Genomic DNA, 22,101 nt, shown 5'->3' with positions numbered 1-22,101 from the left:
TGTACGCGCCCCACGGACTCGCGAGTATGCGAATCGACTCGCGCGGCCGCGGCGAGGAGGGGCGCGAGCGCCTGACGGTCACGCCGGAGACCACCGACGACCTGTGGCACCTCTCACACGTCCTCGAACCGGGCGATCTCGTCGAGGCGGACACGACCCGCCGGGTCACCCGCAACGACGACCAACTTCGGGACAAGGGCGGAGAGCGCGAACACATGCGCGTCACCATCGAGGTCGAGGACGTCGAGTTCGCCCGCTTCGCCAATCGGCTGCGCGTCGGCGGCGTCATCGTCGGCTGCTCGCGCGAGGACGAGATCGGTCACCACCACACGATCAACGTCGAGGAGCGCTCGGAGCTCACCGTCGAGAAACACTTCAAACCCGACCAGATCGAGCGCATCGAAGAGGCCGAGGAGGCCACCGGCGCGCCCGACGTCGCCATCGCCACCGTCGAGGAGGGGGCGGCGTACGTCCACACGGTCCAGCAGTACGGCACCGAGGAGTACGCGAGCTTCACCAAACCCACGGGGAAGGGCGAGTACGCCCGTCCGCGCGACGAGCTGTTCGACGAGTTGGGCTCGGCGCTGTCGCACCTCGACCCAGAGGCGGTCATCCTCGCGGGCCCGGGGTTCACCAAGAACGACGCCAACGACTACGTCGACGAGCACTACCGCGACCTGAGCGACCGGGTCACGGTCGTGAACACCTCCGCGGCGGGCGACCGCGGCGTCCACGAGGTGCTCAAGCGCGGCGCCGTCGACGAAGTGCAACGCGAGACGCGAATCGCCCGCGAGGCGGAACTGATCGACGAACTCACCGGACGGATCGCCGAGGGATCGAAGGCGACCTACGGCGTGAACGAGACGATGGAGGCCGCCGAATTCGGCGCCATCGAGACGCTGCTCATCGTCGACGAGCGCCTCCGCGCGGAACGCCAAGGCGAGGGCGACTGGGAGCTCGACGTGAACGACCTCGTCGAGACGGCCGAACAGAAGGGCGGCGACGTGGTCGTCTTCTCCGAGGAGTTCGCGCCGGGCCAGCAGCTGAAGAACCTCGGCGGCGTCGCCGCGCTCCTCCGGTACCGGCTCCAGTGACGATGGACGACGAGCGCGCCTCGGGCCGGCCCGAGTCCGGCCGCGACGCGGCTCGGACCGCAACGGTCGTGACGACCGAGGACGACTGGGACGCGGCCGTCGCGATCCGCATGGCTGTCTTCGTCGACGAGCAGGGTGTCCCCGAGCACCTGGAACTCGACGAGCACGACGAGGACCCCCTCGACTCCGGCGTCGATCACCTGCTGATTCGTGACGCCGACGGAGACGGCCGCGGCGCTGACGGCGCCCGACCGGGGAGCACCCCGCGGGCGACGCCGTCGCCGTCGCCCGGTTGCGCGTGGTCGATGCAGCGGACTACGGCGCGCTCGACCCGGACACGGACCGACTCGCGAAGCTCGAGCGGATCGCCGTTTCCCGCGACCGCCGCGGCGAGGGCTGGGGCGCACGAGCGGTGCGCGCCGCGGAGTCGCGGGCCCGCGAGCGCGGCCTCCCCGAGGCGGTGCTCCACGCGCAGACGCAGGCGGAGGGGTTCTACGAGCGGCTCGGCTACGCCGTTGGCGACGCGGTCGGCGCCTTCGAGGAGGACGGTATCGAGCACGTCAGGATGCGGCGGCGACTGTGAGCCGATCCGACCGGTCGGCCGCCCGGGCGATCGGGTCGCCGTAGCCCGAAACTACAAGCATCGGTGTGAAACACAGAGGCACACCATGACGATCTCGCGTCGGTATCGACGCCACCTCATGTGGGCGACGCTCGCGTTCGGGTTTCTGTTTGTCAACTTTTTCCGCAACTCGACAGCGGTGCTGTCGGGTGATCTCGCCGCGGTGTTCGACGCGACCGCCTCCGAGTTAGGGCTGCTCCACTCGTCGTTCTTCTACGTGTACGCGGCCGCACAGCTCCCCTCGGGGCTGCTCGTCGACCGCTACGGGTCCCGGCGAGTCGTCTCGGTCGGACTCGTCGGGATGGCCGCCGGCGTCGCGGGGTTCGCCGCGGCGGACTCGTTCGCCGTCGGCTTCCTCGCGCGGTTTCTCGCGGGGCTGAGCGGGGCGTCGATCTACGTCGCGGTGCTGCGGTTCTGCGCGAACTGGTACGCACCCGAGGAGTTCGCGACGATGACGGGCTTCACCATCGCCGCCGCGGGTATCGGCGGCGTCTTGGCGACGACGCCGCTGGCGGTGGCGGCGGAGGCCGCCGGCTGGCGCGCGGTGCTGTACGCCGCCGCCGGGGAGTGTTCCTCGCCGGGGTCGGCGTCGGCGTGTTCGTCCGCGACCGGCCGGCGGATCCGGACGACCGTCCCGAGGGGGCCGACTCCGGAACGGACACCGACTCGCTTCGGGAGGTGCTGGCGGGCGCGCGGCGCGTCCTCGGCGACCTCGACACCTGGCTCATGGGCGTGACGCTGTTTCTCATCTTCGGGCTCAACTTCACGGTCGTCGGGCTGTGGGGCGTCCCCTACATCGTTCACCTGTACGACGTGTCGGTGGCGACGGCCGCCTCCGCCGTGCTCGCGGCGAACATCGGCTTCGCGGTCGGATCGCCGGCCTTCGGCGCGCTGTCTGACCGCACCGGCCGCCGGACGGAGGTGATCGTCGGGTCGTGTCTCGCGTTCGTGGTCGCTTACGGCGTCGTGTTCCTCACCGTGACGCCGCCGCTGTTCGTCGTCGCGCTGGCGCTGTTCGTCGGGATGGGGATCACCGGTGGCGCGTCCGTGGCCTACACCGTCGCGAAGGAGCGTCACGCCGACGACAGCGGCGCGGCCACGGGGACGGTCAACGGAATGGCGTACCTCGGCGCGGCCGTCTTCCCCGCGGTGCTCGGGGCGGCGCTCGACGCCTATTGGACTGGTCGCGTCGTCGACGGCGCGCGCGCGTACTCAGCGGCGGGCTACCGCGTTGCGTTCGGGATCGTCGTACTCGGCGGTGTGATCGCGACGCTGTGTGCGATGGCGCTCCACGTTCGCGTCGCCAGGCGCGAGAAGCGGTCGCCGGGCGCGCCGGGAGCCACGTCGGCCTCGGGCGGCGACTGACGGGGATCGAGGGACCGTGATCGGCAGACAGGATCAAGCGGATCGGGACTCCCCCAACAGCGTGAGGCCCGCGCGCGCCAGCGATACGGGCGCGAGAACGACCCCGATCGCGGTGAGGGCGTACGCGGCGATGGCGTACGCCTCCGGTTGCGACTGCGGTCCCTCCAGCGCGGCGACGGCGCTCGCGACGGCCACCATCACCAGGGCGATGGCTCCCTCGACGACCGCGAGCGCCAGGCCGAAGCCCGTCGGTCGGTCCCCCGCGTCGGCGTAGGCGACGACGCCCGCGACCGCCCGCGCGACGACCGACAGCCACAGGAGGGCGACGACGACCATCCCCGCGAGGATGGCGGTCCCGAGCCGACGACCGCCGGGGTCCGGGATTCGGCCGGGCCCAACGACCGTCACGAGCACGGCGACCGCGCCGAGCAGCACGACGAGTCCGAGGCCGCCGCTGGCCGTGATCAGCGGCGACTCGCGGACGCGGATTCGGACGGAGGTGGCGTCGGTCACGTGTCGAGGGGGTCGCGCGTCGCTGTCGGCTCGTTCTACTCTCCGGTCAGCGCCTCGCTCGCCGGTGCGAACTCGATCGTCTCCCCGAGTCCGGCGTCGACGGCCTTCTCGTACAGCAGGTACGCGGACGCGGCCGTCTCGATCCCGGTGCCGCCGGAGTCGAAGACGGTGATCTCGTCGTCGCTCGTGCGGCCCGGTTCCACGCCGGCGACGACCTCACCGAGTTCCGCGTGAATGTGGTCCTCGTCGACGACGCCGGCCTCCAGCGCCGAGAGGAACGAGCCGGCGTCTTGGAGCGCCCGGGCGCGGAGGTCGGGAACGTACGTCGCCCGCCCGATCGTCTCGTGGTCGAGTTCACGCTTGTCGGCGTTGTACTGGCCCATCGCGGTGACGTGGGCCCCCGGCTCCAGCGTCGCCCCGTCGAACACCGGCTCGCCGGCGTTCGTCGCGGTGATCACCACGTCGGCGTCCTCGATGGCGGCGGCCGCGCTCGCGACGGCGGCGACCGATGCGTCGAGGCGGGTGTTCATGTCGCCTGCGAACGCCTCGCGGTGTTCTTTCGTCGGCGAGTACACCCACACGGTCTCCACGTCGCGGACGGTCGCCGTCGCGCGCAGTTGCCCGCGCGCTTGCGCGCCGGAGCCGACCACCGCGACGGAGGTCGCGTCCGCTCGGGCCAGCGCGTCGACGCCGACGGCGCCGGCCGCGCCCGTCTTGTGGGGGTTCATCGAGGCGCCGTCCAGCAGGGCGAGCGGCTCGCCCGACTCTGCGTCGAACAGCGGCGTCATGAACCACGCGTCGCGCGCACCGAACCCCGCGGAGTAGGTGTACCCTCCCATCGCCCCCGTCTCCGGGAGGACCGCAGCGTAGGTCGTGAGGAACCCCGGCGGCTCGGCGTTTACGAGCTTCGTCCGCGGCTCGGCGGGCGCGCCCTCGCCGATCTGGCGGTACGCGTCCCGAACCGCGTCGACGTACTCCGCGGGGTCGGCCAGCCCGGAGATCTCCTCGCTCGTCAGGAACAGCGTCTCGGTCATTGATGGCGATTGGACGGCGGGAGTAAAAAGCGTGGTCGGCGTCGCGCGCGAGCGACCGGGGTGGGACTGTTTCGTCAACTATCGCCGGGCGACCCGCGTCCGCAACGACCTGTACGAGCGTGTGCTGGTCGACTTCAGCGAGGCGCCCGACCGCGTCGCGTTCCCGGTCAGTCGGAACCGCTGACCGACGCCCGCAACGCACGCCGGCGGCGGTGCCCCGCCCGCGGACTTTTGCTACTCCGTCACACACTTCGGGCATGGACACGGGTCGATTCCTCGGCAACCTCCGCGGGACGGCCCGCCCGGCCGGCGTCGGACTCGCGGCGACGCTCGGCGGCGGGCTGTTGTATCTGCCGGGCGGCGTCGCACAGGGTGCCGGCCCGCAGGCGCCGGTGTCGTATCTGCTCGCTGGCGGCGGCATCGCGTGTCTCGCCGTCGCGTTCGCCGTCGTCGCCTCCGGCCCGTTCGCCGAGCGCGGTCCCGTGTACGGTTCGGTGTCGCGGGTGTGGGGTTCGCGGCGCCTCGGCGCCCTCGCCGCGTGGTCGGCACTCGCCGGGTACGTGGCGCTGCTGGCGCTGTTGGCGGAGTGGATCGGTCGGCTCGCGCCCCTCCCGGCGAGCACGGGGGCGTACGTCTCGGGCACCCTCGGGGCGCCGACCGGCTTGGCGGCGCTTTCGGGATTCGGGGTTCCCGCCCCGTTGGTCGGCGACGCCCTCGCGCTCGCCGCCTGCCTGCTCGCGCTCGGCGTCCACCTCGCGGGCACGCGCCGCGCCGCCGTCGCGGCGGCCGTGCCCGGATGGGGGTCGTCCTCGGCGTGGGAGCGCTCCTCGCCGCGGCGTTTCTCCCCGGCGTCGGCGAGTTCGTCGCCGCGAACTTCGACCCGCTATACCCGACATCCGGGCTCCGACGGGCGCCCCTGCGGAGCCTCGTCGGCGGCGTCGGCGTTGCGCTGTTCGCGTTCGTCGGGGTCGAGGCCGCCGCCTACGCCGCCGCGGCTGATCGGCCCGACGACGCCGACGGCCCTCGATCGTCCGGGCTCGCCCCGATCGCCGCCGCGGGCGTCGCCGGCACGCTCGTGACGCTGACGGCGCTCGTCGCGTTGGGGATCATCGACTGGACCCGGCTCACCCTCGCGGACATCCCCGCCGCCGACGCGATCGCCGCGTACCTCCCGATCGATCCGGTCGTGCTGACGGTCGTCGTCTCCACGGCGACGGGCCTCGCGGCGCTCGTCGCGCTGGGCGTGCCCGCCGCGCGCACGCTCGTCGGACTGGCGGAACTGTACCCGCCGCTCGAACACGGGCCCGCGGAACCGCCCGCGCTCGCGCTTATCGCCGTCTACGGCGCCGCCGCCGCGCTCGCGGTCGCCGATCTCGTCTCCCCGGCGTTGTACGTCGCGGTGCCCGGCCTCGCGCTGTCGTATCTCGCGGTCGCGACGACCGCGGTCGCGATGCCCGTCCGTCGACCCGACCTGTGGACCGAGTGCGGGGTCCGCCCGACGGGCGCTGTCGGCCGAGGCGCACTGGCCGGCGCCGTCGCCGTCGCGGCCGCGCTGCTCGGCGTGACGCTCGCGAGCGACCCCGCGACGACGCTCGGGCTGACGCTTCACCGAGTCGCGCTCTCGGTGTTCGAGTTCGAGTTGGTGTCAGACCCGCTCGGCGGGGTTGTCCCGGCGATCGTCGCGTGGCAACTGATCGGACTCGGGTTGCTATTCGTGGTTCGCGACTACCGGGAGTCGCTCGGGATCGAACTCCCCGCGCTCGACGGGGAAGGCGCGGACGCCCGTCCGGAGTCCGACGCCGTCGAGCAGACCGGGTTCGCCGACGAGTCCCCGCCGGAACCGTAACCCGCAACCCCGTGGCCGCCTTGGGTCCGCTGATGGAATCCGGTGCGATCCCCCTCGAGTCGGTCGGGCCGTTCGACCTACAGGCGACCGTCGAGAGCGGCCAGACGTACCTGTGGGACCGCGCAGACGGGAACATGTACGAGTCGATGTCGGCCCACGGCGGCGACCACTGGTACGAAACGGTCGTTCCGCCGATCGAGGGCGTGAGCGACGAGCGCGCGGTCGTCCGCGTCCGTCAGATCGAGGGGCGGTTGGAGTGGGAGTCGACGACCGACGCCGTCCCCCTCCTCACCCACCTTCTGCGACTGGACGACGACCTCGACGCGATCCTCGACGCGACGCCGGACCTCCCCCTCTTGACCAGAGCCTACGAGGAGTACCGGGGGATGCGCCTCGTCCGTGACCCGCCGTTCGCGTGTCTGATATCGTTCATCTGTTCGGCGCAGATGCGCGTGAGCCGGATCCACGGGATGCAGATGGACCTGGCCGAGTCGTTCGGCGACGAGGTCGCGTTCGACGGTCGGACGCTCCATTCGTTTCCGACCCCAGAGCAGCTGGCCGCGCGGACGGAGGAGGAACTGCGTGACCGCTCACTGGGCTACCGTGCGCCCTACGTGCAGCGCACCGCCGGGATGGTCACCGACCGCGAGGCCGACCCCGCTGCGGCGAGCGGGATGGCATACGAGGACGCTCGCGAGTACTTGACTCGCTTCGTCGGCGTCGGCGACAAGGTTGCCGACTGCGTCCTCCTGTTCTCGCTGGACTTCCTCGAAGCGGTGCCGCTGGACACGTGGATCCAGACGGCCATCGCCGACTACTTCCCCGAGTGTGACGCCGGCGGCTACGCAGAGACGAGCCGGGCGATCCGCGAGCGCTTCGGCGGCGAGTACGCGGGCTATGCGCAGACGTACGTCTTTTATTACCTGCGAGCCGGCGGGGAGTGAGTCGGCGAGTCCGCGGTCGTCGGGGTCGTGGAGTCCGCACGACCGACGGCCGAACATTCATGCCCGACCCAGTGGTACAATCTACCATGGACTGTAGGGTCGTCGTCGAGGCCGCGGTGCCGGTGTACGACGTCGAGACGACCGACGAGGCGGTCCGCATCGCGATCTCGAAAACGGGGAAGATGCTCAACCCCGATCTCAACTACGTCGAGATCTCGATGGGCTCGCGGACCTCGCCGGACGGCGAACAGCTCCCGCCGGCGTTCGTGGCGGCCGACGAGGCGCTGGTCGCGCTCGAGTTGGAGATGTCCGTGTTCAACGTGGAACGCGAAGAACACGCGGCGCGGATCGCGCGCAAGGAGATCGGCCAACGGCTCCACGAGATCCCGCTCACGGTCCTGCGCGTCGAACCGCTGGAGGACGGTGACGACGCGGGAACCCGCGGGAGCGACCGGACTGACGAAGACGACGCCACGAGCGACGACCACGGGGAGGAGCGCGCTCCCGTCGAGTCGACTGACGGCGATGCGAACGCGGGCGACGACCTGCTCCCGGAGTTCGAGGAGATGGTCGAAGACGAACGGTGACCCGGAGACCGGTCCGTCCGGGCGAATCGACGCGTCGCTCGCGAGGGTTCTGTATGCACGCGCCTATCGCGTCGCCGGCGCCGCCGCTTGGAGCGTGTTCGGCCGGTCCGGGGGAGTAAGTGCCTGGGTTCAGTCAGCGCGAGGCGCGACGGGCTCGGTCGTCTCCTCGGCGGAGGACGTGATCCCGGACGCCAGCTTGAACACGGCAGCCTTGTGATCCGTCTTGGATCGGTGAATCGACGTCGGTTTGACGCCGAGGTCTTTGTATTCGGTCAGGTCGACATCTGTGCCCCACTCTTCGTACTCGCTGCGTACCTCGCTAAGAAGGCCGTGCAGGTGAATGAGCTCCTGCTTTTTCATGGACGAATCTGGCTTGCGACCCAAGGGTTAAAGACTTATCTTGAGTCTCGTTAGCACGGTGCCCGACGGATTTAGGTAGGACGAGGGATCCGCTCGGAATCTAGCCCTGTCGGACGGCGATGTTTCGGGCGAACGACCCTGAACCGACGGCGTTCGGCGTCCATCAGCTGGCCCGCGCGCGCCATCGGCGGGGTGACGTCCGCGGTGGGAACTCTGCCCGACGGGCCACGAACGTTTTTGAGTCGGCGCACGACTACAGGCGTGTATGGAGTACGACGACATGCTCGACCGCGCGATCGAGGAGACGCCCGACATCGACGAGCGCGGTTCGCGGTTCGAGGTCCCCGACCCGGCTGTTCGCCCGGAGGGGAACGTCACCGTCGTCGAGAACTTCCAGGAGCTCGTAGACACGCTGGACCGCGAGGAGTCGGCGCTGTTGAAGTTCCTGCAAGACGAACTCGGGACGGCGGCGCGCATCGACGAATCCGGGCGCGCGCGACTCACCGGCGACTTCAAACAGGGTCGCGTCGCCGACGCCGTGGCGGGGTACACGGAGGGGTACGTGATCTGCTCGGAGTGCGGCCTCCCCGACACGCGTATCGTCGAACAGGGCGGCACAGACGTGCTCAAGTGCGACGCCTGCGGCGCGATCACCAGCCTCGGGGAGTAACTCGCCCTCCGAATCCGGATACCCCGTCACCCGGAGTGCTCATTGGAACTGTTTCAGCGCGTCGAGGTCTCGCTCGGTCCGCATGAACTCCGCGAGCCGACGCGTCGCGTGACAGGAGGGGCACGAGAAGTTCTCCCTGTGGTTCGGGAGGTCGGTGGGCGACTTCTCCCAGTCTTTCGAGCACTCGGGACACATCAGTCGAACGAAGGCCTCCACCATACGCCGGGTCGTCGCTCGGGGGACAATAAAGCGTTGCGGGCGTTCTCGGCGGGGTGCGGTCTCGCTTAGTCAATCCAATAGGAAGGGATCGGTGACGAGAGTCGGCCTCGAGGCGCCAGCGAGAGAAACAGGCCGCGGAAAAACCACGTACCGCACGTCGACGGGAGCAGCGAGATCAGGCGGCCGCGCGGTCGCGGTCGCCCGCGCCGGGTGTGCCCTCTGCGTTCTCTGCGGCGTCGAGCAGCTCCTTGTAGCGGTTCCGGATGGTCACCTCACTCACTCCCGCGACCTCGCTCACCTGACTCTGCGTCAGCGCCTCGTTGGTGAGCAGCGACGCGGCGTAGACGGCGGCCGCGGCGAGGCCCACCGGCGACTTCCCGCTGGTGACGCCGGCCTCTGCAGCCGTCTTCAACAGCCCGCGGGCGCGCCATTCCCCCTCGTCCGACAGTCCCAGCTCGGAGGCGAACCGCGCGAGATACTGCGCGGGGTCGGCGGGCGCGACCTCCAGCTTCAGCTCGCGGACGATGTAGCGGTACGTCCGCGTGAGCTCCATCCGGTCGACGCGCGACACCGCCGTCAGCTCGTCGAGCGAGCGCGGGGTGTTCGCCTGCCGCGCGGCGGCGTACAGGCTCGCCGAGGCGACGCCTTCGATCGAACGACCGGGGAGGAGGTCCTCGTCGAGCGCGCGGCGGTAGATGACCGACGCGGTCTCGCGGACGTTCTCGGGCAGCCCGAGCGCGGAGGCCATGCGGTCGATCTCGCCGAGCGCCTGCTTGAGGTTGCGCTCTTTCGAGTCGCGCGTGCGGAACCGCTCGTGCCACGTGCGCAGGCGCTGCATCTGCTGGCGGCGCTCCGAGGAGAGCGCCTTGCCGTAGGCGTCCTTGTTCTGCCAGCCGATGTTGGTCGACAGCCCGTTGTCGTGCATCATCTTCGTCGTCGGGGCGCCCACGCGAGATTTGCTCTCGCCGTCGCGGTTGAACGACCGCCACTCGGGGCCGCGGTCGATGGCGTCCTCTTCGACGACGAGACCGCAGTCTCGACAGACCGTCTCGCCGTGCTCTTCGTCGGCGACGACGTTGCCGCCGCACTCGGGGCAGGCCCGAACGGACTCGGTCTCCTCGACCTGTTCCCCGGGTCGCTCTTTCGCTTCTTTCTCGCGCTGCGTGTAACTACTGAGGGTGGTTTCTGATTCGCTCATTGTATGCTCCCGGATCGACGGCGGTTCGGAGGCGAAAAAATCGACCTCCGACCGTGTCGTCCTTACTACTCGTTACGCATAGGAAGTATATAAATGTTTTGCTGGCGTGCACGCCGCTCTCACGCCTCGAGGATACGAGAAACCGTCGTATTCCGGGGTATTCAGACTGATCGATGTCGGCGTAAGTATAGATAAAAATCGTTCGGTATTCCGGATCGATGCGGACGTAAGGCTTGCGCCGCATCGCCCGCACCGTGCCGTGGACGCGGAGTCAGTTACTCTGCCACCCTGTGTGCTCGCAGACACAGCCAACCTTGCGGAGCAGACTCAGGTCCACGGACCGGCAACACTTACGACGATGCGGGGTCGGTCTCCGCCATGAGCGACGCCTACATCGTGGGGGCGGGCCAGTCGTCGTTCGGCTCGTTCCCCGAGGCGACGTATCGGACCCTCTTCCGCGAGGCGTACGAGGCCGCCAGGCCGGCTGATCTCGACGCGACCGACGTCGACGAGGCGTTCGTCGGCACGCTCGGCGTCGGCGGCAGACAGCTCGGCCTCGCCGGTCCCGCCGTCACCGAGCACGTCGGCCTCCACGGGGTTCCCTGTACGCGCGTGGAGAACGCCTGTGCCGCCTCCGGCTCCGCGCTCCGCCAGGCCGTGATGGCGGTGCGCTCGGGAATGGCGGACCTCGTCCTCGCGGGCGGCGTCGAGGTGATGACGGACGCCTCCGCCGAGGCGACGAAGTACTGGCTGGGCGTCTCCGGAGAGACGGAGTGGGAGCGGATGGCCGGAACGACGTTCTCCGGCGTGTACGCACAGATGGCGGACGCGTATCTCCGGGAGTACGACGCGCCCCGTCGAGCGCTCTCTGCGGTCGCCGCCAAGAGCCACGCGAACGGCGCGCGGAATCCGAAGGCGCACCTCGGCTTCGAGTGCTCGGTCGAGGACGCCGAGGCGGCCGCCGTCGTCGCCGACCCGCTCACGCTGTATCACTGCTGTCCGACGAGCGACGGCGCCGCCGCGGTGCTGGTCGCGAGCGAGGACGCCGCCGCGTCCTTCGACGAGCGCGTTCGGGTCGCCGGCGTCGGGGCCGCCTCCGACCGCGTCGGGCTGTTCCAGCGGGACACCTACACGCGGATCCCCGCCAGCGAGTCGGCCGCGGCGACGGCGTACGACCGCGCCGGCGTCGACGACCCGCGGGTCGACCTCGACTTCGCCGAGGTGCACGACTGCTTCGCCATCGCCGAGCTGCTCGCCTACGAGGATCTCGGGTTCTGCGATCGGGGTGAGGCGGCCGCGCTCGCAAGCGACGGCGTCACGGCCGCCGCCGGCGACCTCCCCGTCAACACCTCCGGCGGGCTGAAGTCGAAGGGCCACCCGATCGGCGCGACCGGCGCCGGACAGGCGGTCGAGGCGTTCGATCAGCTGACCGGCGCTGCCGGCGAGCGCCAGCTCGACGACCCCCAGCGCGGGCTGACGCACAACGTCGGCGGGTCCGGCGGCGCGGCCGTGGTTCACGTGTTCGAGGCGGCGGGGGTGACCGGCGCGTGAGCCGACCTGAACCGGATCGCGGGGCAGATGCAAACGCGACCGAGGACCGAGCCGACCCCGACGCGCGACTCCTCGGCGTCGGCGCGTACGCGCCGTCGGCCGGGCTCCCCGCGAGGCGATCGTCGAGGCGTGGGGCCGGTCGCGCGCCCGCGGCGTCGACGCGGTCGCGGTTCCGGCGGCGGACGAGGACACGCTCACCATGGGCGTGGCGGCCGCCGAACGCGCGCTCTCGGCTGCCGGGGTCGCCGCGGGCGACCTCGCGGGGCTCGCGTTCGCGACCACAACGCCACCGCTGGCGGAGGAAGACCTCGTGCCGCGGCTGGGCGGCGCGCTCGGCGTCGCCGCTGACGCGCGGACCCTCTACGCCGGTCGGAGCACGCGCGCGGGAACGCGGGCGCTTCGAGGCGCGCGCGACGCCGCAGCGTTCCCTGCGCTCGTCGTAGCCGCCGACGCGCCCCGAGCGGCGCCGGCGTCCCCCGAGGGGCACGCCGCGGGGGCGGGGGCCGCTGCAGTTGTCCTCGGCCCCGGGACGGGCACGGGCGCCCACCTCGTCGGCGACGCCGAGGTCGCGGCCGACTACCCGGGAACGAGATTCAGACGGACCGGCCGCGAGGAGACGGAGGGGTTGGGCGTCACGGCGTACGACCGGGCGGCGTTCGCGCGGCCGACCCGCGCGGCCGTCGACCTGCTCGGCGACGACCCGAACGCGCCAGACCCGGAAGCGGCTGCCGCGTTCGCGGTGACTGCGCCCGACGGTGACCGCTCCCTTCGGGCGGCGCGGACGGTCGGGCTGGACGCCGACGCGGTGGCGACACCGGTTGCGACACTGGGCGACACCGGCGCGGCCGGGCCGCTTCTGGGCTTGGCGGCGGCGCTTCGTGAGGGGGCGACCCCGACGCTCGTCGTCGGCTGGGGCAGCGGCGCCGGCGCGGACGCCCTCCTCGTCGACGGGCTCGCGCCCGTCGAGGCCGATCTGGCCACCGACGAGGAGCTGTCGTACGCGGCGGCGCTCAGGCGCTGCGGCGAGATCACGCGCGACGAGCCGCCGGCGGGGGCGGCGCGGCGGTGTCGGTGCCGACGTGGCGGCGGTCACAGCCAGCGCGCTACCGGCTCCGGGCGGGTCGCTGTCCAGACTGCGGCGCGCTCGCGTTCCCCCGGACGGCGCGTGTCCCGACTGCCACGGGCTCGTCGACTACGAGCCCGTTCACCTTCCCAGCGCGGGCGTCGTCGAGACGGTGACCGGCGTCTCGCCCGACGGGGCGCCGCCCGAGTTCGCTCGGCAGGCCGAGCGCGGCGGGGAGTACGCAGTCGCGATCGTTCGGTTCGAGCGCGACGGCGCGGCAGCGAGCGTCCCCATGCAGGTCGCGGACGCGAAGCCGGACGCCGTTGCCGCCGGTGACCCGGTTCGGGCGGTGTTCAGACGGATCTACGAGCAGGAGGGTGTGGTCCGGTACGGCCGAAAGGCGAAGCTCGTGAGCGAGGACGGATGAGTCGGTCGGGAGTTCGGCGTGAAAAGTGCCCGCGGGGGCCACGTCGTACCTGGGGGGGATGAGAGAGGCACACGACGGGACGGCCGTCCGCAGGCAGTGTTGATGTATCCCGTTGTGTGTAATCAGCGTTACGGCTGACCGCCGTCGAACCGCCACCCGTCGACGCCGTCCGTCCGCGCCGCGCTGGCGGAGTGTCGTGTCACCACGACCCACAGATATATGTACTACAGTCGCCTCACGGGAGAACGAGGTACACGCGAATGGCGAAAGGTACGGTCGCATTCTTCAACGACACTGGCGGGTACGGATTCATCGAAACCGAGGACGCGGACGACGACGTCTTCTTCCACATGGAGGACGTCGGCGGCCCGGACCTCGAGGAAGATCAGGAGGTCGAGTTCGACATCGAGGAGGCCGAGAAGGGCCCACGAGCCACAAACCTCCAGCGCCTGTAGGGTGCTATCCGAGGTATCGTACCCGGACCGTCAGCGGTCCGTCGGAGCCACTCAGTTCGACCTGTTCTTGCAGCGACGCGCGCGCCGCCGAGCGCCAGCGCTCTGCGCCGGTCCCGGGGAACCGCGGGAATCCGTCGGAGAGAAACGCTCGCGGCTCGACGTGAATCGGCTCGGCGTCGGTGTCGCCGTCGTACTCCCCTTCGGCGCCCGCGATGTGGAGTCGCGCGCGCATCCGCCCCGAGAACGGCGGGGTGATCCGGAGGACCGCCTCGCGACGCCCGCGATCGCGGGCTTCGAGCGCCGCGATCACGTCGTCGACGGTGACGGCAAGTGCGCGGATCTCCGAGGAACCTGTCTCGTCCGTGTTCGACACGGTCGGCTTACGGCTCCGCGTGTGTGGTCTGTTCGAGCTTGCCCGAACAGTCCGGGCACGTCGCTCGGTAGGAGAGAACGCTGACGCTCGTTCCGCACTCGCGACAGACGAATGACCGTCCAACCATCGCCCGTTCGTTTGATCGACACGGTGTTAAATGTTACCACGGACTGTCGGCCGTGAGTATTGCGGTATCTCCCACCGGGTCGCGTACTCCGGTGGAGCCGCGGCTGTGCCCGACTGTCCCTCGGCGTGGCTGCCGGTGTTGTACGGACTGAGCGACAGCGAGTTCGGGAACTCGAAATTGAAACGCTGAGCGGTTCTCGGACGATCGACGGTCGTCGGCTGCTCCGTTACTCCCCGTGGTCGGTGACGAAGTCGGGCTCGACGGTCTTTTCGGCGACCTCCCCCCGGAGGTGCTCGACGAACGCGCTCGGGTCGATGTCGTTGCGCTCGTTCTCGAAGCGGTCGCGAACCGAGATGGTCTCCGCCGATTCTTCGTCGCCGCCGACGACGACCATGTACGGCACGCGGTCGTCGTGGGCCGCGCGGATCTTCCGGCCGATGGTCATGTCGCGGTCCTCGACTTCGACGCGGAACTCGGAGAGCTGGTTCTTCACGCGGTGGGCGTACCCGAGGTTGTCGTCGGAGATGGGGAGGATCCGAACCTGTTCGGGCGCCAGCCAGAACGGGAAGTCGCCGCCGAAGTGCTCGATGAGCACCATGAAGAAGCGCTCGTAGCTCCCGTACAGCGCGCGGTGGATCATCACGGGGCGGTGTTCTTGGTTGTCCTCGCCCGTGTACGTCAGGTCGAACCGCTCGGGCATGTTGAAGTCCAACTGCACCGTCGGGCCGTCCCACGACCGGCCGAGCGCATCCTCGAACGAGAAGTCGATCTTCGGGCCGTAGAAGGCGCCGTCGCCCGGCTCGATCCCCCACTCCAGCGAGGAGGATTCGAGTACCGACTCCAGTTGGGACTCGGCCTGTTCCCACACCTCGTCGCCGCCGACGGACTTCTCGGGGCGCGTCGCCAGATCGACGGACACGTCCAGGTTGAACGTCTCCAACACCTGCTCGATCCCGTCCATCACCTGTCGGACCTCGGCTTCGATCTGGTCGGGCCGGACGAACAGGTGGCCGTCGTCGATGGTGAACGCCCACGTCCGCGAGAGGCCCGACAGCTCGCCGCGCTGCTCCTTGCGGTACACCTTCCCGTGCTCGGCGTAGCGCACCGGGAGGTCGCGGTAGGACCACGAGCCCTGGTCGAAGATGGTGGCGTGCCCGGGACAGTTCATGGGCTTCAGGCCGTATTCCTCCTCGTTCACGTCGAAGAGGAACATGTCGTCCTGGTAGTTCTCGTAGTGGCCCGACTGCTCCCACAGCTCCGTCCGGAACACGTGCGGCGTCTCGACCTCGCCGTAGCCCGCGTCGTCGTTGAGGTCGTTGACGTACCCCTCCAGCTCCGAGAGGACCGTCTTACCCGGCGGGTGATACAGCGGCAGGCCCGGGCCGGTGACCGTCGGGATGGAGAACAGGTCCATCTCGCGGGCGATCTTGCGGTGATCGCGCTCTTTGGCCGCCTCGCGCATGTTCAGGAACTCCTCCAGATCCGACTCCGATTCGAAGGCCGTTCCGTACACGCGGGTCAGCTGGTCGTTCTCCTCGTCGCCGCGCCAGTACACCGAGGAGATGCTCAACAGCTCGAAGGCGCCGATCTGCCCGGTCGACTCGACGTGCGGTCCCTTACAGAGGTCTCGCCAGTCGTTTTGCTCGTACACCGAGACGGGGTCCTCGCCTGCGGCCTCCTCGTTCAGGATCTCCGTCTTGTACTCGTTATCCCCGTACTCGTCCAACGCGTCCTCGCGGGACACCTCCAGGCGACGGATCCCGTAGTCCGACTCAACGATGTCGGCCATCTCGGCTTCGATCGCCGGGAAGTCGTCCTCGTCGATGTCGACGCCGGCGACGTCGTAGTAGAATCCCTCCTCGGTCGGCGGGCCGATTGCGAGCTTCGCTTCGGGGTGCACGCGCTGGAGCGCCTGCGCGAACACGTGCGCCGTCGAGTGGCGAAGCACCTGCAGGTACTCCTCGCTCTGGTCGGTCACGATCTCGATCCGCGCGCCGTCGTGGACGGGCGCGGCCTTGTCGACGAGCTCGCCGTCGACGACGCCGGCGACGGTGTCGCTCCCGAGTCCTGGCCCGATCTCGTACGCCACGTCCTCGACGGATGCACCCTCTGAGACGGACAGCTCCGAGCCGTCCGGCAGGGTGACGATGATGTCGCTCATACGCGTTCGGTGCCGCGGGGCGCGAATAAGTCTTGTCGAACCGCGCGAGAGCGCGACGGAGCGACCGTTCAGAGCGGCCGACGGCGGTCGTTCGGGGATCGTGACCGCGACGACGCGGCCGCCCGCGACCCCCGCCCGCTCGGCTCACAGTCCCGCTTCGGAAAGACCCAACACCGACGACGGCGAACCGGGTGGTATGGACCTCACCGTCGACGCTGACCGTCTCCGCGACGACATCGAAGCGACCGCCGCGTTCGGCGACATCGACGCGGGCGAGGGCCGCGGCCGGACCGTCCTCGTCGGGACCGAGGCGAACCGCCGCGCTCGCGAGTACCTCGTCGATCGAATGGAATCGGCCGGCCTCGACGTGACCGTCGACGCCGTCGGCAACGTGGCGGGCGCGTGGACGCCCGACGGCGCCGACCCCGACGCCGCACCCGTCACCGTCGGCAGCCACCTCGACTCGGTGCCTGAGGGCGGTATCTTCGACGGTCCCCTCGGCGTCTACGCCGCGCTCGAGGCCGTCCGCGCGATGCGGGACGCCGGCGTCACGCCCGACCGCCCCGTCACGGTCGTCTCGTTCACCGAGGAGGAGGGGCAGCGGTTCGCGGACGGCCTGCTCGGCTCCTCCGTGGCGGCCGGGGAGCGCTCCGTCGAGGAGGCGCTCGCGCTCACCGACGACGACGGCGTCACCCTCGAAGAAGCGCTGGAGGACATCGGTTTCCGCGGCGAGGGCCGTCTCGACGCGACCGGGTGGGACGCCTTCTACGAGCTCCACATCGAACAGGACACGGCGCTGGAGGAGGCGGGCGTCCCCGTCGGCGTCGTCACGACGATCACGGGGATCACCCACCTCGACGTGGAGATCGTGGGCGAGGCGAACCACGCGGGCGCGACGCACATGCACGACCGGACGGACGCGCTCGCGGCCGCGGCCGAACTCGTGCTCGACGTGGAGTCGGCCGCGAACGAGGTCGTCGACGCGAGCAGTGACTCGGCGGTCGGCACCGTAGGATCGCTCGACGTGTCGCCCAACGCGACGAACGTCGTTCCCGGTCGCGTCGAGGCGGGCGTCGACATCCGCGACGTGGAGTACGACTCAATGGAGACGGTCGTCGGCGCCGTCCGCGATGCCCTCGCACGCATCGAGACCGAGCGCGGCGTCGACACCGACTTCGAGCGCCCGTTCGACCTCCGGCCGACGCCGATGGCCGAGCGGCTCCGCGAGGCGGCCCACCGCGCCGGCGACGCCGCCGGGATCGGGACGATGGACCTCCACTCGGGCGCCGCTCACGACACGATGCACGTCGCCGACGTGACGGACGCGAGCCTCCTGTTTGCCCCCTCCCGGGAGGGTATCAGCCACAACCCCCGGGAGTGGACCGACTGGGACGACTGCGCGGCCGCGACGCGGGTGCTCGCCGGCGCTATCGCCTCCACCGCGGGCGTCGCCGAGCGGTAGGCCTCACCCTATCCACCCCGTCGCTGCTCACGCCGCGAGCGCAACGTCCAGGTATAGCATCACTACGACGCCCAGCATCGTCCCGAGCGTCGCAACCCGCTCGTGGCCCCGCGAGTGCGTCTCCGGGAGGATCTCGTCGGAGATGACGAACAGCATGCCGCCGGCGGCGAAGCCCATCGCGTACGGGAGGATCGGGGCGGCCATGGTGACGGCGACGGCACCGACCACGGTCAGCGGGATCTCGACGAGCCCCGAGCGGATCCCCGTGAGCGCGGCGTAGGTCCCGCGGTCGAAACCGGCGTTGACCGCGGCGATGGACACCGCCAACCCCTCGGGAACGTTCTGGATGCCGATCGCGAGCATGAGCGAGAGCCCGTTCGCGACGTTCCCGGAGCCGAAGCCGACGCCGACGGCCAGCCCCTCGGGCATGTTGTGGATCGTGATGGCGACGATGAAGAGGATCACGGACGCGACCTTCGCGTCGACGACCGTCTGGTCTGGGCGCGCTCGACCCGTGACGAGGACGTGGACGTGCGGGACCCAGTGGTCGGCCTGATCCAGCACGAGCACGCCGAGGACGATCCCGGCGAGCACGGGGACCGGCGAGAGCAGTCCAGTCGCCGGGACGCCGGGGACCACCACCTCCGTCAGGTCGATCCCGGGGACGATGAGCGACGTGAACGACGCCGCGAGCATGACGCCGGCGGCGAAACCGAGTGCACCGTCGAGCAGTCGGTCCCCGGGGTCGCGCACGACGAGCACCAGCAGGGCGCCGACCATGTTCATCCCCGCGATGACGCAGCCGGCGACCAGCGCCTGGGTGACGGGGTTCGTCCCGACCAGATCGACGAACGCTCGCTCGAACACGTCTGAGCCACCGCCCGGACTCCATCAAAAGCTACCGGTCCGGGCGAGCCTCCTCGGCCGCTCAGTCGTCGTCACCGGGAACGGCCGCGGCTCCGATCTGGTCGCCGTCGCCCTCGGCGACGCGGAACCCGCCGGTCTCCTCGCGGCCGGCGATCTCGCGTTGCGGGTAGGGGATCTTGATCCCGGCGTCGTCGAGGGCGGTTTTCACCTCGCGGACGACCGCGGCGGTCGCCAGCGCGCGCTTTGGCGCGCTCGGCGTGTCGATCCAGAACCGACACTCGAGCACGACGGCCGAGTCGCTCAGCGACTTCGGGACCACCTGCGTCGGCGGATTGTCCTCGACGTGGTTCACGTCGGCGAGGGCCTCGCCGACAACCGCCTCTGCGCGCTCCAGATCGGCGTCGTAGTCGACGCCAACGTCGACCGAAAGCCGGAGCTGTCCCATCCGGGTCCGGTTGGAGATGGTCGCGTTGGCGACGCGCTCGTTCGGGATGACGACGACCTCGCCGCTTGCGGTGCGGATTCGGGTGTTGATCACGGTGATGTCCGCGACGATCCCCTCCTCGCCGTCGATCTCGACCCAGTCGCCCAGCTCGAACGGCCGCGAGAACATGAGGACGAACCCGGCGATGAGCGACCCGATGGTCGTGCGCGCGGCCGTCCCGATCACGATTCCGAGGAACCCCGCGCCGACGAGCAGGCCGCCCAGGTCGATACCCCACACCGTGAGTCCGCTCACGATCGCGGCCACCAGCACCGACACCTGGAGCACGCGGAACACGATCCCCTGCTGGTGTTGGTTGATCGCGTCGGACTCGGCGGCGTAGTCGTCGAGGCGAGACTCCAACACGTCGATCGCGATCAACGCGGCGGCGACGACTCCGACCGACGTGAGCGCCTTCGCCAGCGTCGGCAGCGTCGCGGCCATCGCGGCCACCGTCGCGAGCGCCACGTCGACGTACCCCCACACGACCAGGATCGCGAGCCCGGAACCGAGCAGCACCGCGAACTGGAGGGTGCGGACGATTGCGTTGATCGGGACTCGCCAGTCGAACTCCGATGCCTCGACTGGAACGCGCTCGTTCGCGAGCACGCGGTCGCGGACGAGCGTGTGGACGATCCGTACCGCCCGCGGCGTGAACAGCAGCGCCGTCACGCCCGCCGACGTGAGGAGGACGACCGTCGCCGCCAGCCGCGCTTCGGTCGTCACGAACCCCTCGAGGGTCTCCCGGAGGGCCGCGAGGAGCGCAAGTCGCATACCCTCGCAACTGACACGGGAGCAAAAAGCGCGGCGGTGCGCCTATCGGACGCGATTCTCAGTTGCGGTGCGGTCGCTCCGACGGCCCCGTCTACAGTCGCTTGCTCACGTACGGGCCGTCCTGGTGGTAGCCGAGCTTGTCCCGGTAGTAGCCGCGCACGCCGATCCCGGAGATCACAGAGAGCTTCGGGAAGCCGGCGTCGTCGGCGATGTCCTCGGCCTCTCGGAGCAGCCGCCGACCGTACCCGCGGTGTTGCCAGTCCCCGTCGTCGGCGGACCCGGCGGTTCCGCCCGCGGCTCCCCCGTCGCCCGCGCCGTCGAACGTCGCCGGCGACCCGTACACGTGAAGTTCCCGGACGAGCGCCGCGTCCGTCAGTTCCCGGCGCACGGCGTCGCCGTCGGCCGCGGGGCCGGCGCCCGGCGCGGCGTGTGAGTACGACGGGAACCGGAGGCGACAGAACCCGATCAGCAGGTCCCGTTCGGCGTCCTCGAAGGAGATGAAGTGTTCCAGCCCGCCGCCGGACTCGTAGGTCACCACGTCCAGTTCGACGTCTTCGGGGCGCGGGTCGGCGTCGTTGTGCCCGACCTCGCGGGCGCGGATGTCACGCAGGGTGTAGCCCTTCTCGTCTGCGCGCTGCTCGGCCAGTTGCCGGAGGTTCGACTTCCAGACGCCGGCGTCGATGAAGTCGGCGGGGATGTCGCGCTGGACGCGCTGGAGCCGGCAGTACTTCGGGATCTGATCCATCGCGTCGGCGACGAGATCGGCGGCCTCGTCGTTGTCGAGCGGCTCGAACTCGTCGCGCCGCCACGAGTCGTACACCCGGGTGCCGCGGACGACGAGCGTCGGGTAGATCTTCAGGTAGTCCGGGCGCCAGTCGGGGTTCTCGAACAGCTGTCGGAAGTCCTCCCGACACATCTCCGCGGTCATTCCGGGCTGCCCCGGCATCATGTGGAAGCCAACCTTGAACGCGGCGTCGCGCAGCCGACGGTTCGCGTCGACCGACGCCTGGTTGCCGTGGCCCCGGTGCATCTCGCGGTTCACGCGCTCGTAGGTCGTCTGGACGCCGACCTCGACCTTCGTGCCGCCGAGCGTCAGCATCCGGTCGATCTGCTCGGGGTCACACCAGTCGGGCTTCGTCTCGAACGTGATGCCGACGCAGCGCACGTCGGCCTGTTCGTTGCGCGACTTCACGTCCTCCAGATATTCGAAGTCGTACGCCGCCGGATCCTGCGCGAAACTACGCCCCTCGGCGGGGTTCGGCCGCGCGTCGGTGTCGTACTCGTTCATCGCCTGCAGCGCCCGCTTGACGAACCACTCCTGGTAGTCGTGCGAGCGGGCGGTCATCGTCCCGCCCATGAGGATCAACTCGGCCTTGTCGACCGGGTGACCGATGTGGCGCAGTTGCTCCAGGCGGAGGGTGACCTGGCCGTACGGGTCGTAGTCGTTCTGCTGGCCCCGAGCGGCGGCGGGCTCGTGGCCGGTGTAGCTCTGGGAGGAGTCGAACTCGGAGGCGGGGCCGCCCGGGCAGTAGAGGCACTTCCCGTGCGGGCACGTGTGCGGCGACGTCATGATCGCGACCGGCGACACGCCCGAGGCGGTGCGCACGGGCTTGCGCCGGACGACCTCGCGGACCGCCTCCCTCCGGCCCTCGGGGGCACGCTGGAGGAGGTCGGTGTTCTGGGGCACCTTCGGCGAGGAGAACGCCGAGCAGGCGTCGAGCTTGGCGGATTCGAGGCCGTCGCGGTCGACCTCGCCGTCGAGAATCTGCTCGACGAGGTGTGCGCAGGCGCGCTCGAACGCCTCGGGCTCGTCGGACTGCTCGGCGTACGCCGACAGCTCGGGGTCCGGCTCTGCGGTGCCGCTCATTAGGTGTGAGTGGTCGCGTTCGGTGGGTAAGGGTTTCG

Annotated in this window: 23 protein-coding genes and 1 pseudogene; 13 read left to right on the top strand and 11 right to left on the bottom strand. The window is 70.2% G+C overall.

The features are described from left to right. The first annotated feature begins 26 nt into the window (after nt 1-26). From P0Y41_RS02650 to P0Y41_RS02635, 4 genes and pseudogenes are all read left to right on the top strand, one after another. Nucleotides 27-1,094 (top strand): mRNA surveillance protein pelota, encoded by a 1,068-nt coding sequence (locus tag P0Y41_RS02650; RefSeq protein ID WP_284062452.1) that lies wholly within the window; start codon nt 27-29, stop codon nt 1,092-1,094. 298 nt (nt 1,095-1,392) lie between these two features. Continuing rightward, nucleotides 1,393-1,677 (top strand): GNAT family N-acetyltransferase, encoded by a 285-nt coding sequence (locus P0Y41_RS02645; protein WP_284062451.1) that lies wholly within the window; start codon nt 1,393-1,395, stop codon nt 1,675-1,677. Between the two features lie 85 nt (nt 1,678-1,762). After that, nucleotides 1,763-2,221: pseudogene (locus P0Y41_RS02640) on the top strand (MFS transporter); the annotation flags it as partial. Between the two features lie 62 nt (nt 2,222-2,283). Further along, nucleotides 2,284-3,081: an MFS transporter gene (locus P0Y41_RS02635; RefSeq protein ID WP_321170858.1), complete on the top strand. Its 798-nt coding sequence runs from the start codon at nt 2,284-2,286 to the stop codon at nt 3,079-3,081. A gap of 33 nt (nt 3,082-3,114) precedes the next feature. Here P0Y41_RS02635 and P0Y41_RS02630 read toward each other — a convergent pair whose 3' ends face one another. Together P0Y41_RS02630 and P0Y41_RS02625 are read right to left on the bottom strand one after the other, a co-directional pair. Continuing rightward, nucleotides 3,115-3,594 carry a hypothetical protein gene (locus tag P0Y41_RS02630; protein WP_284062449.1) on the bottom strand — a complete coding sequence of 160 codons (480 nt, stop codon included), beginning with the start codon at nt 3,592-3,594 and terminating at the stop codon, nt 3,115-3,117. Nucleotides 3,595-3,629: 35 nt separating this feature from the next. Continuing rightward, nucleotides 3,630-4,628: an ornithine cyclodeaminase family protein gene (locus tag P0Y41_RS02625; RefSeq protein WP_284062448.1), complete on the bottom strand. Its 999-nt coding sequence runs from the start codon at nt 4,626-4,628 to the stop codon at nt 3,630-3,632. A 31-nt stretch (nt 4,629-4,659) separates the two neighbouring features. Here P0Y41_RS02625 and P0Y41_RS02620 point away from each other — a divergent pair, with 31 nt between their 5' ends. The 4 genes from P0Y41_RS02620 (at nt 4,660) to P0Y41_RS02605 (ending at nt 8,005) form a co-directional block, all read left to right on the top strand. Next, the gene (locus P0Y41_RS02620; RefSeq protein ID WP_390214700.1) at nt 4,660-4,812 is read left to right on the top strand and encodes a hypothetical protein; all 153 of its coding nucleotides are present in this window, start codon (nt 4,660-4,662) and stop codon (nt 4,810-4,812) included. A gap of 630 nt (nt 4,813-5,442) precedes the next feature. Next, nucleotides 5,443-6,474: a hypothetical protein gene (locus P0Y41_RS02615; RefSeq protein ID WP_284062447.1), complete on the top strand. Its 1,032-nt coding sequence runs from the start codon at nt 5,443-5,445 to the stop codon at nt 6,472-6,474. A 32-nt stretch (nt 6,475-6,506) separates the two neighbouring features. Next, entirely contained in the window at nt 6,507-7,418 is a 912-nt protein-coding gene (locus tag P0Y41_RS02610) for a DNA-3-methyladenine glycosylase family protein (protein ID WP_284062446.1), read from the top strand. A gap of 86 nt (nt 7,419-7,504) precedes the next feature. Further along, on the top strand, nt 7,505-8,005 hold the full coding sequence (locus P0Y41_RS02605) for a DUF555 domain-containing protein (RefSeq protein ID WP_284062445.1): 501 nt from the start codon (nt 7,505-7,507) through the stop codon (nt 8,003-8,005). A gap of 129 nt (nt 8,006-8,134) precedes the next feature. On the opposite strand, the gene P0Y41_RS02600 is transcribed toward P0Y41_RS02605, so the two are convergent. Next, nucleotides 8,135-8,365, bottom strand: coding sequence for a UPF0058 family protein (locus P0Y41_RS02600; RefSeq protein ID WP_284062444.1), 231 nt, complete (start codon nt 8,363-8,365; stop codon nt 8,135-8,137). A gap of 265 nt (nt 8,366-8,630) precedes the next feature. Between P0Y41_RS02600 and P0Y41_RS02595 the strand changes: the two genes are divergently transcribed. After that, nucleotides 8,631-9,035 carry a translation initiation factor IF-2 subunit beta gene (locus P0Y41_RS02595; RefSeq protein ID WP_284062443.1) on the top strand — a complete coding sequence of 135 codons (405 nt, stop codon included), beginning with the start codon at nt 8,631-8,633 and terminating at the stop codon, nt 9,033-9,035. 39 nt (nt 9,036-9,074) lie between these two features. Here P0Y41_RS02595 and P0Y41_RS02590 read toward each other — a convergent pair whose 3' ends face one another. Then, on the bottom strand, nt 9,075-9,254 hold the full coding sequence (locus P0Y41_RS02590) for a DUF7836 family putative zinc-binding protein (protein WP_284062442.1): 180 nt from the start codon (nt 9,252-9,254) through the stop codon (nt 9,075-9,077). A gap of 175 nt (nt 9,255-9,429) precedes the next feature. Further along, the gene (locus P0Y41_RS02585) at nt 9,430-10,452 is read right to left on the bottom strand and encodes a transcription initiation factor IIB (protein WP_284062441.1); all 1,023 of its coding nucleotides are present in this window, start codon (nt 10,450-10,452) and stop codon (nt 9,430-9,432) included. 378 nt (nt 10,453-10,830) lie between these two features. Here P0Y41_RS02585 and P0Y41_RS02580 point away from each other — a divergent pair, with 378 nt between their 5' ends. The 3 genes from P0Y41_RS02580 to P0Y41_RS02570 all read left to right on the top strand — a co-directional run bounded on the left by P0Y41_RS02580 (nt 10,831) and on the right by P0Y41_RS02570 (nt 13,948). After that, a complete protein-coding gene (locus tag P0Y41_RS02580; RefSeq protein ID WP_284062440.1) occupies nt 10,831-12,003 on the top strand; it encodes a thiolase C-terminal domain-containing protein in 1,173 nt (390 codons plus the stop codon). Nucleotides 12,004-12,202: 199 nt separating this feature from the next. Further along, nucleotides 12,203-13,402, top strand: a complete 1,200-nt coding sequence (locus P0Y41_RS17980; RefSeq protein WP_432764885.1) for a hypothetical protein — start codon at nt 12,203-12,205, stop codon at nt 13,400-13,402. Nucleotides 13,403-13,753: 351 nt separating this feature from the next. Then, complete coding sequence (locus P0Y41_RS02570; RefSeq protein ID WP_284062439.1) at nt 13,754-13,948, top strand: cold-shock protein; 195 nt, start codon at nt 13,754-13,756, stop codon at nt 13,946-13,948. Nucleotides 13,949-13,952: 4 nt separating this feature from the next. Here P0Y41_RS02570 and P0Y41_RS02565 read toward each other — a convergent pair whose 3' ends face one another. The 3 genes from P0Y41_RS02565 to thrS all read right to left on the bottom strand — a co-directional run bounded on the left by P0Y41_RS02565 (nt 13,953) and on the right by thrS (nt 16,609). After that, a complete protein-coding gene (locus P0Y41_RS02565; protein WP_284062438.1) occupies nt 13,953-14,321 on the bottom strand; it encodes a DUF8009 family protein in 369 nt (122 codons plus the stop codon). 7 nt (nt 14,322-14,328) lie between these two features. After that, nucleotides 14,329-14,448, bottom strand: coding sequence for a rubrerythrin-like domain-containing protein (locus P0Y41_RS17975; protein ID WP_432764884.1), 120 nt, complete (start codon nt 14,446-14,448; stop codon nt 14,329-14,331). A 226-nt stretch (nt 14,449-14,674) separates the two neighbouring features. Then, nucleotides 14,675-16,609 carry a threonine--tRNA ligase gene (thrS, locus tag P0Y41_RS02560; RefSeq protein WP_284062437.1) on the bottom strand — a complete coding sequence of 645 codons (1,935 nt, stop codon included), beginning with the start codon at nt 16,607-16,609 and terminating at the stop codon, nt 14,675-14,677. A 196-nt stretch (nt 16,610-16,805) separates the two neighbouring features. Here thrS and P0Y41_RS02555 point away from each other — a divergent pair, with 196 nt between their 5' ends. After that, complete coding sequence (locus P0Y41_RS02555) at nt 16,806-18,071, top strand: M20 family metallo-hydrolase (protein ID WP_284062436.1); 1,266 nt, start codon at nt 16,806-16,808, stop codon at nt 18,069-18,071. Nucleotides 18,072-18,098: 27 nt separating this feature from the next. Here P0Y41_RS02555 and P0Y41_RS02550 read toward each other — a convergent pair whose 3' ends face one another. The 3 genes from P0Y41_RS02550 to P0Y41_RS02540 all read right to left on the bottom strand — a co-directional run bounded on the left by P0Y41_RS02550 (nt 18,099) and on the right by P0Y41_RS02540 (nt 22,063). Then, nucleotides 18,099-18,938 (bottom strand): ZIP family metal transporter, encoded by an 840-nt coding sequence (locus P0Y41_RS02550; RefSeq protein WP_284062435.1) that lies wholly within the window; start codon nt 18,936-18,938, stop codon nt 18,099-18,101. A gap of 61 nt (nt 18,939-18,999) precedes the next feature. Beyond that, nucleotides 19,000-20,196: a mechanosensitive ion channel family protein gene (locus P0Y41_RS02545; protein WP_284062434.1), complete on the bottom strand. Its 1,197-nt coding sequence runs from the start codon at nt 20,194-20,196 to the stop codon at nt 19,000-19,002. A 91-nt stretch (nt 20,197-20,287) separates the two neighbouring features. Continuing rightward, the gene (locus P0Y41_RS02540; protein ID WP_284062433.1) at nt 20,288-22,063 is read right to left on the bottom strand and encodes a tRNA uridine(34) 5-carboxymethylaminomethyl modification radical SAM/GNAT enzyme Elp3; all 1,776 of its coding nucleotides are present in this window, start codon (nt 22,061-22,063) and stop codon (nt 20,288-20,290) included. Nucleotides 22,064-22,101 lie beyond the last annotated feature (38 nt).

The organism is Halobaculum halobium, assembly GCF_030127145.1.
GTDB lineage: Archaea > Halobacteriota > Halobacteria > Halobacteriales > Haloferacaceae > Halobaculum > Halobaculum halobium.
This window is presented reverse-complemented; position numbering and strand designations above follow the sequence as displayed.

What these genes read in the sequence shown, in the direction of transcription:
- P0Y41_RS02650 (WP_284062452.1), top strand. Translation starts at nt 27, where the DNA reads ATGCGAATCGACTCGCGCGGCCGCGGCGAGGAGGGGCGCGAGCGCCTG.
- P0Y41_RS02625 (WP_284062448.1), bottom strand. Translation starts at nt 4,628, where the DNA reads ATGACCGAGACGCTGTTCCTGACGAGCGAGGAGATCTCCGGGCTGGCC.
- P0Y41_RS02610 (WP_284062446.1), top strand. Translation starts at nt 6,507, where the DNA reads ATGGAATCCGGTGCGATCCCCCTCGAGTCGGTCGGGCCGTTCGACCTA.
- P0Y41_RS02605 (WP_284062445.1), top strand. Translation starts at nt 7,505, where the DNA reads ATGGACTGTAGGGTCGTCGTCGAGGCCGCGGTGCCGGTGTACGACGTC.
- P0Y41_RS02600 (WP_284062444.1), bottom strand. Translation starts at nt 8,365, where the DNA reads ATGAAAAAGCAGGAGCTCATTCACCTGCACGGCCTTCTTAGCGAGGTA.
- P0Y41_RS02595 (WP_284062443.1), top strand. Translation starts at nt 8,631, where the DNA reads ATGGAGTACGACGACATGCTCGACCGCGCGATCGAGGAGACGCCCGAC.
- P0Y41_RS02590 (WP_284062442.1), bottom strand. Translation starts at nt 9,254, where the DNA reads ATGGTGGAGGCCTTCGTTCGACTGATGTGTCCCGAGTGCTCGAAAGAC.
- P0Y41_RS02585 (WP_284062441.1), bottom strand. Translation starts at nt 10,452, where the DNA reads ATGAGCGAATCAGAAACCACCCTCAGTAGTTACACGCAGCGCGAGAAA.
- P0Y41_RS02580 (WP_284062440.1), top strand. Translation starts at nt 10,831, where the DNA reads ATGAGCGACGCCTACATCGTGGGGGCGGGCCAGTCGTCGTTCGGCTCG.
- P0Y41_RS17980 (WP_432764885.1), top strand. Translation starts at nt 12,203, where the DNA reads ATGGGCGTGGCGGCCGCCGAACGCGCGCTCTCGGCTGCCGGGGTCGCC.
- P0Y41_RS02570 (WP_284062439.1), top strand. Translation starts at nt 13,754, where the DNA reads ATGGCGAAAGGTACGGTCGCATTCTTCAACGACACTGGCGGGTACGGA.
- P0Y41_RS17975 (WP_432764884.1), bottom strand. Translation starts at nt 14,448, where the DNA reads ATGGTTGGACGGTCATTCGTCTGTCGCGAGTGCGGAACGAGCGTCAGC.
- thrS (WP_284062437.1), bottom strand. Translation starts at nt 16,609, where the DNA reads ATGAGCGACATCATCGTCACCCTGCCGGACGGCTCGGAGCTGTCCGTC.
- P0Y41_RS02555 (WP_284062436.1), top strand. Translation starts at nt 16,806, where the DNA reads ATGGACCTCACCGTCGACGCTGACCGTCTCCGCGACGACATCGAAGCG.
- P0Y41_RS02545 (WP_284062434.1), bottom strand. Translation starts at nt 20,196, where the DNA reads ATGCGACTTGCGCTCCTCGCGGCCCTCCGGGAGACCCTCGAGGGGTTC.
- P0Y41_RS02540 (WP_284062433.1), bottom strand. Translation starts at nt 22,063, where the DNA reads ATGAGCGGCACCGCAGAGCCGGACCCCGAGCTGTCGGCGTACGCCGAG.